8 protein-coding genes are annotated in these 13971 nt (G+C 36.2%); 6 read left to right on the forward strand and 2 right to left on the reverse strand.

What is annotated here, in order from left to right; translation table 11 throughout:
• Window position 1 precedes the first annotated feature (1 nt).
• Window positions 2-967: a diphosphomevalonate decarboxylase gene (gene mvaD, locus U8519_RS02130; RefSeq protein ID WP_334328679.1), complete on the reverse strand. Its 966-nt coding sequence runs from the start codon at window positions 965-967 to the stop codon at window positions 2-4.
• Window positions 960-1919, reverse strand: coding sequence for a mevalonate kinase (gene mvk, locus U8519_RS02135; RefSeq protein ID WP_334328680.1), 960 nt, complete (start codon window positions 1917-1919; stop codon window positions 960-962). The genes mvaD and mvk overlap by 8 nt, the downstream gene beginning before the upstream one ends.
• Window positions 1920-2022: 103 nt before the next feature.
• Between mvk and U8519_RS02140 the strand changes: the two genes are divergently transcribed.
• The 6 genes from U8519_RS02140 to U8519_RS02165 all read left to right on the forward strand — a co-directional run bounded on the left by U8519_RS02140 (window position 2023) and on the right by U8519_RS02165 (window position 13934).
• A complete protein-coding gene (locus U8519_RS02140; RefSeq protein WP_334328681.1) occupies window positions 2023-5556 on the forward strand; it encodes a PD-(D/E)XK nuclease family protein in 3534 nt (1177 codons plus the stop codon).
• Window positions 5549-9178: a helicase-exonuclease AddAB subunit AddA gene (gene addA / locus U8519_RS02145; protein WP_334328682.1), complete on the forward strand. Its 3630-nt coding sequence runs from the start codon at window positions 5549-5551 to the stop codon at window positions 9176-9178. Before U8519_RS02140 ends, addA begins: the two co-directional genes overlap by 8 nt.
• 24 nt (window positions 9179-9202) lie before the next feature.
• On the forward strand, window positions 9203-12007 hold the full coding sequence (locus tag U8519_RS02150; RefSeq protein WP_334328683.1) for a helicase C-terminal domain-containing protein: 2805 nt from the start codon (window positions 9203-9205) through the stop codon (window positions 12005-12007).
• A 61-nt stretch (window positions 12008-12068) separates the two neighbouring features.
• Window positions 12069-12548 (forward strand): cell wall elongation regulator TseB-like domain-containing protein, encoded by a 480-nt coding sequence (locus U8519_RS02155; RefSeq protein ID WP_334328684.1) that lies wholly within the window; start codon window positions 12069-12071, stop codon window positions 12546-12548.
• Window positions 12549-12660: 112 nt separating this feature from the next.
• Entirely contained in the window at window positions 12661-13284 is a 624-nt protein-coding gene (locus tag U8519_RS02160) for a DnaD domain protein (protein ID WP_334328685.1), read from the forward strand.
• Window positions 13284-13934 (forward strand): endonuclease III domain-containing protein, encoded by a 651-nt coding sequence (locus U8519_RS02165; RefSeq protein ID WP_334328686.1) that lies wholly within the window; start codon window positions 13284-13286, stop codon window positions 13932-13934. The genes U8519_RS02160 and U8519_RS02165 overlap by 1 nt, the downstream gene beginning before the upstream one ends.
• Window positions 13935-13971 lie beyond the last annotated feature (37 nt).

The raw sequence follows: 13971 nt of genomic DNA on the forward strand, positions 1-13971 counted from the left end.
ATCAGATGTATTGTATACCATTACCGATGTTGGCGACAACTGTGGTGACGGTAGGTAAGTTATCTTCGATGTACTTTTGAACGATCGGAGTCGATTCTTTAGTACAAATAATTTTTACATTTGGCCCTGCATCAATGGTTACGTAAGCTAAGACACCTTGACTGCGCAGTGATTTGACAAGTTGTATTACTTGAAGAGTCTCTGGTACAAAGTACGTAAATGAAGGATTAGCCGAAAGCGTTAGTGCATGCATACTCATAGCATTGTGTTCGGATAACTCACCGATTTTTTGAACATCTTTTTGAGCAATTGCTTGCTTAATTTCGTTTATCTCTGAAGACACTAGTGTAACCCAATTATCATAAAAAGGGGAGGTTTTTACACTACTTTCCATTCCGTTAGTGCTAGAAACCTTCTTAGTATCTTGACTGATGACAACAGATAATAATGATAAATCAATATTGGGGTGTTCATCAATAGGAACAGCATAAGAAGTGTCATTACTATTTCCTGCGATCCACTCTACGAAGCCGCCATAGATCGATCTGGTAGCTGATCCAGAGCCGTTTCTAGCGAGGATAGATAGTGATCTGTCATCGAGATTTAATTTCATAGTTTGATTGATAGAAGCTGCTAGTGCCGCAAATCCAGAAGCTGAAGAAGCAAAACCGGCTGAAGTAGGAACATGATTGACAGAATCAATCGCTAAGTGTTCATTGAAATCAAAGTAGTTGCGGACGAAGTCTAAATAATTAACGATACGTTTACTCTGTTGTTCATTCAATAATTTGCCGTTTAAGTGGATTTGATCTTTATCACTATCGATCACTTCTGATTTTGTATCTGTATAGAAGCGATCCAGTGTCAATGAGAGACTATTAGTATATGGTAATTTAAATTGCTTATCTTTTTTACCCCAATATTTTATTAAGGCAATATTTGTATAGGCACGAGCTGTTTTAGTCAACGTCTGATTCCTCCGCATAAATAGAAAGTGGTTGAAGCCAAGTTTGTTCAGCGCCTGATTTGATCAGAGCTTTTTGAATCATTTCAGCACTTGTCAGGTTTCTGGCTAGACTGATGATACATCCGCCACGGCCGCCACCGGTGATTTTACTACCGAGTGCACCAGCATTGTTAGCTGAATTGATTAATTTGTCAGTTTTAGGAATTGCTAGGTTGAGTTGTGAAAGCAGACCGTTAGCTTCAGTGAACGTCTGACCGAGATCCTTCAAACGATTTCCACTCAGGGATAAACTAGTCTTTTTAGTACATTGTCCTAATTGTTTCAATATTTTACCGATAGCTTGAGGATTTTTGTCATACATTTTTTTGACATCTGAGACGGTTTCTTTAGTTTTACCTTTGACTCCTGAATCCGCAATAACTAAGAAGCCATCGGTTTTAAAGGTAAAGTGGTCAACAGGATCTTTGCGACTGAATTGTACAGGTGTGTTAGAAATAACTGTCAGTGCATCTAGACCTGACGCTTTACCATGTGTAACTGTTTCTGATTTATTGACATAACCTAATAATGTGTCGTGATCAAGAGTATCATCAAAGAAGTTAAAGAATGCTCTAGTAATGGCAGTACCGATGGCAGCAGAAGAGCCTAATCCACGTTCGATCGGCAAACTGCTTTCGATACTGATGGAATACTTGATGTTATCTTTATTTAATTGTTCATCTAATAAGTTGATTAAAAATTTGACTCCTGATAATGAATTAGGCAGTTGATCTAATTTACCAACGTAATATTTAGATGATAGGGTACTTTCTTTTTGTGCATCAATTTGCTTGATGCGAACAATGACTGGAATACTTACCAAAGGGATGGCAATGGCAGGATAGCCGTATACTACGGCATGTTCTCCCATTATTATTGTTTTTCCATGACTTTTTCCGATTCCTTTAAGCAATATGCCCACCTCAGTTTCTCTAAAATTATATTTTATACATCTCAAGCTTTGATTTCCACTGTGATTGTCTCAACTATGATAGAATTTTTTCAGGAGAATAATTATGACATTAAATTTTGTACTTGGTAAAAACCAACTAGACCATCAAAAGAAAATGATGGAATTATTCAAAAAAGATTATCAAAAAAATCCTAACGGACAATTCTTTTTTCTAGTTCCAAATCATATTAAGTTTGAATCTGAAATCAATACTTTGAAAGCACTAGGTAATGATGATACGAATGACGATGAACTGATTGCTACAAGCAACGTTCAAAGCTTTTCGTTCTCACGTTTAGCCTGGTATTTTTTGCGTGGACAAAGTATTTATAACACTGATTCCTTAACTGAAACTAAATCAGCAATGTTATTACGTAATATTATTTTACAACATAAAGCCGAATTAAAAATATTTTCCGGCATGGTAGGGAAGCCAGGATTCATTGATCAGCTATCGACCCAATTCACGGAATTGCTGAATGGACAAGTAGAACCAGACGATTTAGAGACGGTTTTAAGTCAAAATAATCCGGAAATATTTACTGATAAGATTCAGGAATTGGATATTATTTATCAAGATTATTTTGATCAGATCCAAGGTTTAGCAACTAATACTTTTCAATTGGATGCTTTAAGTAAATTCTTCGATCAAGAGTTACATACCAAGAATTATTATTTTTATATTTCAGGATTCTCATCATTTACAGCTGCTGAATTGAATTTGGTCAAATCAATGATTCTGAATTGCCAAAATGTGACGATTTCCTTTGCCTTAGAAGCACCAGCTCTAAAAATGGATGAGGTCGACAATTTTTATTATCGTCCTGCTAATACTTACCATCAGCTTTATCAAATCGCTAAACAGGGGCAGATTCCATTTCACAATTTTTTTGCGGAACAATTGCGAGTTTCCGATGATATCGCAAAACTAGAAAATTATTGGATTCAATCGAGTAAATATAGCGAGAAAATTCAAAAAAGTACGTTGAATGACAAAAACTCAGTTCAAATTTGGAAATGTACTGATAAACAAACTGAGGTTTCGGCAATTAGTACGTATATTCGACAATTAGTTGCTAACCAAGGATATCGATACAAAGATTTCTTGATATTAAGTCGAGACCTGGGACAATACAGCTCGTTCATTGAATCATTCATGGAAAATAACGAAGTTCCTTACTTTATTGATCTTCAAAACAAAATGACCGATCATCCCTTCAAAAAAATGCTCGATCTATTATTTGCATGGATCAATCGTGGTATGCAAAGTAGTGATGTCGTAGCTTTGTTTAGAACAGAATTATTGATACCTGAAGTATTTGAGAAAAACGATATTTCAGTATTCCGTGAAGCGGTCGACTTAGCAGAAAATTATGCTTTAGCAAATGGTATTACCCGCAGAGGTTGGTTAGGTAAGGACTTCGTTCCCGAAGCTGAGCTGGATAATGAAGTCGATGCCGAAAGAATCCGTGATTATCGTTTGATGAATGTTGTTAAAAATTATGCTGCAGATTTATATAATGAATTGAACGATTTTCTCAAAGCAGAACACACAAATCTAGAAGCCGTTACGTTTATTTATAACTTTTTAGATAATCATGGGGTATTCGATCGCTTGATAGATTGGCAAAAACAAGCGACGGAACAAAACAACTTGTCACAAGCTGATCAGCCGCAACAAGTTGTTAATAAATTCAATGAGATACTAGATGAATACGTTGAAGTGTTTAAAGATGCTCAATTTAATAGTGCGGACTTCATCGAAATACTAGATGCTGGATTCGAATCAGCCATGTATTCTCAAGTGCCATCGACACTGGATGCGGTAAGTATTTCAGAAATCGGAATGATCCAACCAAATGATCGTCGCATTACTATTATTATTGGTTCAACCGTTAACAACATGCCTGGCACATCAGTATCTAACAATATTATTTCAGATGAAGAGCGTCAGGCTATTTCAGGATCTCTAACTGAAGGCAAATATTTGAAGGATTCGGATGAGATAGTTAATGATTCCGAACCATTCTTGCACGATGTGGTATTTACGACTCCTAAGGAACGTTTGATCTTCACGTATCCTAATTTTACTGACGACAATAAACAACAAGAATTATCGAGTTATGTTGTCAGAATTATGAATCACTTTGAATTGCCAGAACAAAACGTTCTTTTGAATCCAGATTCTAAGGATGATGAAGAGAATCAGATCATCAAATACATTGGTTCGAAGACTTCAAGTTTGAACTATTTGATCCGTGTCTCACGTTCAGCGTTGGATAACAAAATCGGTCTGTCTAGTCAATGGAATTATGTTCGTAATAGTTTGATGAATGATGACCCTAAACAAACTAAATTTGTATTGAGTTCTTTGGATTACAAAAATATTCCCCACAATCTTGATCCTGATACGGTCGAACAGCTATACGGCAATAATATGAATATTTCAATTTCAAGACTTGAGACTTTTTATGAGAACGAATATCAGTATTTCTTGAAATATGGTCTACGTCTCAAGCCAAGACAATTATTTGAAGTTACACCGGCACAGACTGGTTCATTGTTCCATGCGGTATTGGATGGGCTAGTTAAATATACCACTCAAGAAAAAGTTAAGATTCAGGATCTAACGGATGATCAGTTGTCAAAACTTGTCAGTGATATTTTTAAGGAAAAAGTTAGTTATCCAGAAAATAAAATATTCTTAGCATCGGCACGAATGGAGTTCATTGCCAGTCAAATCGAACGGACTTTGAAGCAACTTGCGTTAGCAATCAAACGTCAGCTATCACGGAATAAGTTCATTCCTAGAGCATCTGAGGTCACTTTCGGTCGAATCAATAATCAACAAAATCTACCGGGCTTGTCATTTAAAGTTTTGGATAAGCACTGGATAAATGTTCGTGGTAAGATCGATCGAATCGATGAAATGTTAGTAGATGGAACTGATTATTTAGCAATTATCGATTACAAATCCAGCGAACGTAATTTTGATTTTTCTAATTTTCTTGAAGGTCTAACGATGCAGATGCCAACTTATCTGGAAAGTCTTAGTCAAAACCTGGATTTATTGAAGTCAGACACAACTGCTAGTGAAGCCAAAATTGCGGGAGCATTTTATTCACACATATTGAATCCAAAATTAAAACTAACACGCAAGGCAATCACTGATACCAACTTATTGAACGAGTTCAAGCTGAAAGGACTGGTTCTTGATGACGATAAGCTACTTGAAAATATCGATACTAAGTTGATGAGCGGCAAGTCACCGATCGTACCAGTTAAATACAAAAAAGATGATGGATTCGTTGGTGAACCTGACAGTGTAGTCAGTCAATCTGACTTTTTCAAAATTCTAAATTACAATCGTCATTTGATTACTAAAGCTGGCGAGAAAATCTATTCTGGTAAGTTGAACTTGAATCCTTACCGTGATTATCAATTGAAGACCGGTTTGACATACAGTGACTACCGACCGATTTTTGAATTTGATGCAATGTTGCCTGAAAATGACTATCACGAAATTATTAAATACAAGAAGATCGATGTTTTGAAACGAATCGAAAATATCTTAGAGGATGGTGAAGAAGATGCCTAAATGGACTGATGATCAAAACAAAGCGATTTTTCACCATGGACATGATATTTTGGTTTCTGCCGCGGCAGGTTCTGGTAAAACGACCATCTTGATCGAACGTATTATTGAGATGCTAAAAAATGGTGAAAATGTCGATAATTTGTTAGTAGCAACTTTTACAGACGCTGCAGCTATGGAAATGAAAGATCGCTTAGTTGCACGTATAAAAGAACTTTTAACTAACAATGAATTAAATAAGGATGTTAAAGAACATCTGCAAAAGCAGATCTTTAAAATTCCAATTTCTAATATCAGTACACTACATGCATTTTGTCTGAGTGTGATTCAAAAATTTTATTACGTGATAGATCTTGATCCCAACTTCCGCTTGATCAGTGATGATACTGAGAAGTCAATGTTGCAAGAACAAGCCTTTGATAATGTTAGAAACAAGTACTACGAAAAAAATGATGAGGACTTTCTTAAATTAACTGAGAACTTTTCTGATGATCGCAGCGATGATGGTTTAGTAGATATCGTCTTCAAGCTTTATGATTTTGCAATTACCAATGCTAAAACTGACGAGTGGTTGGATAATTTGAGTTCAATGTATAAACTTTCCAGTCCCTTTAATCAGACGGATTTCTATCAAAAGAAATTTATACCACAGTTTTTTGAATCTTTGGATCAAGTTATATCAATGGCTCAAGGAGCAATCAAAAGTGCATTAGATGATGAATTGGGATCACTTTATATCAAATCATTTAAAGAAATGATCGATCAGATCGAACAGATCAAAAAAGACGCCATGTCAGAATCATTCGATCAGCTTAAGGAGAACTTTACCAAAGTAAAATTCACTTCAGTGCCACGAGTTTCTAAAAAACAAAAAGAAGGCATGGATCTGACGGTATTTGATTTTGTCAGAGGTGTCAAAGATGATATTAATAAGAATCTCAAAGATGGTTTGACTAATGAATACTTCATCCAAAATGAAGCTGATACGATTCAAACAATGAATGATTCAGCAGCCATCATCGATAAATTGGTCGAAGTGGAACACCGCTTTATGAAAGAATTCTTAAAAATAAAACTGGCTAATCATTCCTTAGACTTCAATGACTTGGAGCATCAAGCTGTACAGATCTTATCGTCCAGCGTTGATGACAAAAAAGTAGCACTTGATTATTATCAAAATCGTTTCCATGAGATCATGATCGATGAATATCAAGACGTTAATGCCATGCAGGAAAACATTATCCAATTGTTGTCGAATGATGATAATCATATTTTTATGGTGGGTGATATCAAGCAGTCGATTTATGGATTTAGACAGGCTGCACCGTATATCTTTGCCCAGAAGTATGATCAATTTCAAAAAGATGATAATCCTAATGAATTGATCAATCTGTCTATGAACTTTCGTTCATCTGGTTCAGTTGATACGTTCGTTAATGATATTTTCAAGAGAATCTTTGACCGTTCTATCGGTGATATTGATTACGATAAGAATTCTCAATTGATCAAGGGAACTAATTTCCCTGATGAAGCCGACACTCGTAGTGAATTGTATATTCTGACTAAGGACGAAAATGTCAATCAGGTGACTAAGCGCCAGTCACAAATTGAGTTTGCGGCTAAACGAATTAAGAAATTGATGGATTCAAATTTTCAAGTTTATGATAATAAACACCAAGAGTTTCGAGACTTGAAGTATTCGGATATTGCAATTTTGTCGAGAACTAAGGGCAATAATACTGACTTGATCTCGTATTTTGCCAAAGCAGAAATACCTTTGATGGTTACGGATGCTCAGAATTATTTCCAAACGACTGAATTGCAGATCATGATGTCGATGTTACAAATCGTCGATAATCCGCGACAGGATATTCCGTTGGTTGCTGTATTGAGATCGCCGATTGTTGGTTTGAATGAAGAAGAGTTAGCTCAGATTCGCTTAGCTGATAAGGGCGATGATTATTACACGGCGATGAAACTGTACGTTGAAGCTGATAACAGTGATCTTAAACTAGTCGATCGAATCAAGGCATTTTTCGTTCAACTAGAAACTTATCGCGACTTTGCTAATAAAAATAGTATTGCTCGTTTGATTTGGAAGATTTATCAAGAAACTGGGATTTTAGAATATGTTTCAGGGATGCCTGGTGGTAAGCAACGGGCAGCTAATTTACATGCACTTTACCAACGTGCTAATAGTTATGAAGAGACTAATTTTAAAGGTCTGCATGAGTTTATTGATTTCATTCAGCGAATGGAGAAGATGGATAAGGATCTGTCACAACCAAATAGTATCGAGGTTGTTGACGATACGGTCAAAGTCATGACCGTTCACGCATCAAAGGGACTAGAATTTCCAATTGTCATTTTCTTAGACTTGAGCCACGGTTTTAATAAGCAAGATTACGTTGGTGGCACTTTGTATGATGTTGACCTAGGCATCGGTATCACATTGTTGGATTATGATAGTCGAATAGCCGTGCCAACCATTCAGCGTTCATTGATTTCTACTAAGAAAAAAATCGCCACAGTATCAGAAGAAATGCGTCTGCTGTATGTAGCTTTGACGCGTGCTAAGCAAAAATTGATTATGATCGGTTTTGAAAAGGATACTGATAAAATGTTCACTAAATGGGACAGCACAGTTGTCCAGGACAGTGGTGTTATCGATGAAGCATCTCGTTTGAATGCCGGAACTTATCAAAACTTGATCGGTATGAGTACGTTGTCTGATAAAGATCGAGACTTAGCCAAGGGTGAGAATCATTTTGAAAATAATAATTCAAATGTTGAATTACAAATTATTGAAGAGAACGATGAGAAGAAGGTTCCAACAAGTAATAAGGTGATTCAGATTGCCACAGAACAACCTTCCAAATTATTCCGCGATACAGTCGATAATATTTTGAACTTCAAGTATCAACATCAAGAAGCCGTCAATACAACGGCCTATCAATCTGTTTCTGAGATCAAGGGCTTGTTCGCTGATCCTGATGACGACCAAATGGCGACAGACTTATTGTCCGACAATGGTAAGTATCTTCAAGATAGCTTCGCTAAGCCCAAATTCTTGGCAGAAACAAAATCGGTTTCTTCAGCTGAAGTGGGTAGTGCAACGCATTTACTATTGCAAAAAGTAAATATCGAGCAGACACCGACACTTGAAGTCTTCGAAAAATTACTGGAAGATTCAGTTACTGACGGCACGATCGAAGAAAATGTTGCTAAAAAAATCGATCTGCAAAGTTTAGCTAACTTATATCAAAGTGAGCTAGGACGATCAATTGTCGAACATCAAGCTACCGTTTCGCGTGAATTTCCATTTTCAGTTCTTATGCCAGCAAAGAAATTGTTTAAAAACACAGGAAAAAGTGATTCTAGTGATGATAAGATTTTGGTTCATGGTATTATTGATGGAGTGATTGAACTGGAGGACGGTATAGTTCTCTTTGATTACAAGACTGATAATGTGAATGATCAAAATCTTGATCAGACGATCGAGAAGTATTCCGGACAATTGAATCTCTATGCACAAGCAATTTCAGTTATCCGTCACAAACCAGTCAAAGAAAAATATCTTTACTTCTTGAAGATCAATCGAGCAGTAAATTTAATTAAAAAATAATAACTAGATTAGTGGTGAACTATATTGAAAAATTCCTACGCTGTTGTTGACCTAGAGACAACGAATGCTAATTGGCATGACAACGGGCGTATTATTCAATTTGGCTGCGCACTCATAGAAGATGGTGAGATCGTAAAGATCTATAATCAAAAGATCAATCCGCAGGTACCGATTCCTAGTCGAATCACAGCCTTAACGGGATTAAGCGACGAAGATGTCCGAGATTCACCCACTTTTGAAGAAATGGCACCAAAGATTTTTAAACTATTAAAAAATAAAATTTTTATTGCTCACAACGTTAATTTTGACTTTACCTTTTTGAATCGAGAATTTAATCGAATTGGTATGAATGAATTGAATGTTAAAGCAATTGATACTGTCGAACTGTCACAAATACTTTTTCCAACAGTAAGCAGCTACAAGCTGCAAGATTTGACAGGTTATTTGAGTATTGAACACGATAATCCGCACAGCGCTGATAGTGATGCACTGGTTACTGCCAAATTATTTCTAATAATAATCAAGCGACTTCAAGAATTACCGATTCAAACTTTGAAGTTACTGGCGGACTTTGGTAAGGATACGATTCGTGATACCAATTTAGTCTTTAAGCAAGTAATGCAAGAGGTGGAAGGTAAGCAAAATATTCTGCCTGATTATTTGTATGAACGAAATGGTTTGATTTTACGAAAAAAAGATCTACACGTCAGTGAAAAGATCGATCGAAGTTCAAAATATCCAGATACCAAGTTAGAGAAGCAGAATAAGCTGGAAGGTATTTTGGACTATCGTAAGAATCAAGCTAAGTTGATGGACGATATTTATCAAACGAGTCAACATCGCAATAAGCATAAGAAATGGAACTTGATCGAAGCTCCAACGGGTTCTGGTAAGACATTGGGCTACTTATTACCATTGTCGTATGTAGTCAACAGTAATCAAAAATTGGTTATTGCTACAACGACTAAGGTTTTGCAGCAGCAGATCATTGACCAGTCCATCCCGTTGTTGAATCAAGTCACAGGTAATAATTACCACGCTGAAGTAGTAAAGAGCAGTTATAATTTCATTGATCTTGATCGATTTTATGAAGCCCTCGATAATTACCGCATGCACAGTCACACGGCAATTCTGAAGATGAAGATCCTCGTTTGGTTAACGATGACGACAACTGGAGATCTAAGTGAACTGCATTTGACTAATTACAACAGTCCCTTGTTTACGATCATCAGACATCGTGGTGAACAAAAAGAGAATACTTTGTTCAGTCAAGATGACTTCTGGATGTACCAACAAAATCGTTATCAAGAATCATTGATTTTAGTGACTAATCAGTCTTATTTGGCTAGAAATATCGAAAGCACGATTTGGGGCAATAACTCATACTTAGTTGTTGACGAAGCCAATCATTTTGCTGGCAGCTTGAGGGATGTAGCTTCTCCAAGTGTCGACTTTTTGAAGTTAAATGAATACGTGAAAAAAGTTAGTGACATTCTTTATCAAAATCGTGTAACTTTGCGCTATGCCTTTACGGAAGTAACAACACAATTGTGGAATTATCAAGATTTGCAGGATATGGAGAGCCACTTTCAAGCTATTAGTGAATTGATCGAAAGATTGGAATTTAATATCTTTGGAAATTACGTTCAAGACAATGTGTCATTCAAGAATCGAGAGCAGTTTGTTTCTATTATTGATAGTGAACAGAAATTCGGTAAAGGCAATCCAGAATTGACAGAGTTACTGTCTGATCTAATTGTTGAGTTGTCATTGATCGTTAATCGTATCGATACTTTATTCGATCAATATAATTTTCAGAAGAATTTTATTTCCGTTGAATTATCAAAGATAATCTCAAACTTGATAATTGAGAATAGTAAGTTACGCGGTGTATTGAGCAATGTTGACGAATTGTTGCAGTCACTTCAAGGACAGAAGCAAGAATTCGGCGTTGAACTAGAAATGCGTGACTACTACGAGCCTAATACGTTAAAGATCAGCTGGCGACAGTTTGATATTAAGGATCTTATTGATGAAGTTACGGATAGGTTTAGCCAAATTGTGGCTATTGGTGCGGCAATTACGATTCAAAAGGATTTCTCACACTTCATAATGGACCTACAACTTGATGAAGAGCAGATCAATCAGATGAAGATCCTGCCTGACGCTAATAACATGGCAAAAAATAGTAAGATATTCTTGCCGTCAGATGTTCCTGATATATTTTCACTTGATGAAGATGAATACTTCGACATGGTTACGAGTTACATAGTTGATATCTTGGATAATTTGGATCATCAAACAATGATTCTGTTCAATTCATTGAATACGTTGAGTAATGTCTACGATCGATTGATGAGAACTGATGTTAAAGAAAAATGGGAGATTTTAGCTCAAGGTGTAACTGGAACTAATGAGAAGATCAAAAAACGCTTTGCGATAGGCAAGCGGTCCGTCTTATTAGGCGCAAACTCTTTTTGGGAGGGTGTCGATTTTCCTAAGAAGATGTTAGAAATATTGATCGTTACGAGAATTCCGTTTGAATCCCCTGAACAACCTGATGTTAAGATCCGTCAAGACATCCTACGAGAACGTGGATTGAATATCTTTAAGGCAGATGCGTTGCCGAAAGCAATTTTACAATTGCGTCAAGGACTTGGAAGACTAGTCAGAAGTCCTGAAGACAAGGGTGTCATTTTGTTGCTGGATAATCGTATTTTAACCAAAAATTATGGCAAGCAGATACTCAACTCATTGCCCAAGGGATTACAGATTGTTGATGAAAATATGGATTTGATTAAAAAAGATATAAATGAATTTTTGAATTAAATGAAAACTTGATATACTATTATTGCTGTACTATTTCAGTTGACTAAGTAAAGGAAGAATTATGAATAGAAGCACAAAAATTTTACTGGCAATATCACTAATAGCGCTAGTCATTGTTTCAGCATTAACATATATTAATCTTTCTGCGGCACCGAACTCGAGTGCTAAGTCACAAGCCGATACTATTGCGGAACAAAAAGCTGGAATTACGAATCCAGATTATTTTGGCAATTTCACGCGTGAGAAGCAATATTATTCTGTCGGTGGATTGACGAAGAATGATAAATATCGCTACGTTATTATTAATGCAAAAAGTGGTAAAACCGAAACTATTAATTTAAACAATGCGCCTGTTCGTAAAGACGTCATTCAAGGAGTGGCTGACAGATACAGTGTCACTAAGATTTTGCACATCAACCTTGGTATGTATAAGAATAAACCTACCTGGGAAGTAGCCTTTAAGAACAAAAAAGGTACTATTGGCTATAACTTAGTTGATTTTCGTACGGGCAAGAGTGTCCAGATCATAAATAATTTGTGATCATAATTTAAAATCATAATCAGAACGTTATTTACTTGGTAAATGGCGTTCTTTTTGTACATAATGGTAATGAGAGAGTAATTTTTGATTGCTACAGAAAGAAGTGAAATGAATGAACGAAAACACTTTTGAGAAATTTCTGACAAGTGGAAATACGAGTATCAGTAATTTGGTGATTCAAAATTACAGTAAATTGGGAATGACAGAAAAAGATTTAGTAGTCTATTTGGAATTGTCATTATATGCTCAAAAGGGAATTCAATTTCCAATGGCAGCCAATATGGCAGCTGATACTGGTATGGATGAGTCAACGATATATACAATTATTCAAGGTCTAATAAAATTGGGAATCATTGAATTGAAGACGGTGATCGACCATCATCAGCAACGTGATATTTATTCTCTAACGCCGATCTTTCATCGCTTAGAAGTATTGCTACAACAACGAGCTGATGATAATCAAAAAGACAAATTGATGTCAGAAACCGAAGAACTATTCAAAAAGATAGAAGTGGAATTCGGTCGTCCCATATCACCAATCGAACAAGACCAAGTGCATCAATGGATCGATGATGATCACTATTCAATTGAATTGATCGATTTGGCATTGAAGGAAGCAGTTTTGAATCAAGCTTATTCGATGAAATATATGGATCGTATTTTAATTAGTTGGGAAAAGAGTAATATTAAAACTGCAGAGCAACTCCAAGAAAGACGAAAGAAGTTGGGATATTAATGTTAAAAGACGAACAAATTGTTTGGGCAATCCACCAAATGGAAGAAGACATTGGACCGGTTGGTCCGTCATTAGATTCAAGGACACCATTTCAGTATCTTGTATCGGTTATTTTGAGCGCACAAGCTACTGACGTGTCGGTTAATAAAGTTACACCAACATTGTTCAAACTCTATCCAGAGCCTAAGGATTTGATGAATGCGGACGTTGAAGATGTTGAACGCATCATTAAGAGCGTGGGACTATTCCATAACAAAGCACGGAATATCATTAAGACTGCAAGAATCGTTCATGAAGAATTAAATGATGTAGTTCCAACCGACCGAAAGGGCATTATGGCATTGCCAGGAGCTGGTCGTAAAACCGCCAATGTTGTTTTGAGTGACGTCTTTAATGAACCAATTTTTGCAGTTGATACACATGTTTCAGCTATTTCGAAGAGGTTGCATTTTGTCGATCAAAAAGCATCACCACTGCAAGTTGAAAATAAAATCGTCAGTGTCATGAAACCTGAAGAATTGCATCAAGCACATCACACGATGATCGAATACGGGCGAAAGTATTCAATGAAATTGGCGCCAGATAAAGAAGTTTGCCAATTGATTATTGACTGCGATAAGTTGAATGAAGAAAATGAATCTGGAATATAAAAAATAACCTTCAAAATTTTAATTTTGAAGGTTATTT

Origin of the sequence: Companilactobacillus sp. HBUAS59699 (assembly GCF_036913575.1) — a bacterium.
Classification (GTDB): Bacteria; Bacillota; Bacilli; order Lactobacillales; family Lactobacillaceae; genus Companilactobacillus.

Coding starts and splice junctions, on each gene's coding strand:
- U8519_RS02140 (WP_334328681.1), top strand. CDS start 2,023: ATGACATTAAATTTTGTACTTGGTAAAAACCAACTAGACCATCAAAAG.
- addA (WP_334328682.1), top strand. CDS start 5,549: ATGCCTAAATGGACTGATGATCAAAACAAAGCGATTTTTCACCATGGA.
- U8519_RS02155 (WP_334328684.1), top strand. CDS start 12,069: ATGAATAGAAGCACAAAAATTTTACTGGCAATATCACTAATAGCGCTA.
- U8519_RS02160 (WP_334328685.1), top strand. CDS start 12,661: ATGAACGAAAACACTTTTGAGAAATTTCTGACAAGTGGAAATACGAGT.
- U8519_RS02165 (WP_334328686.1), top strand. CDS start 13,284: ATGTTAAAAGACGAACAAATTGTTTGGGCAATCCACCAAATGGAAGAA.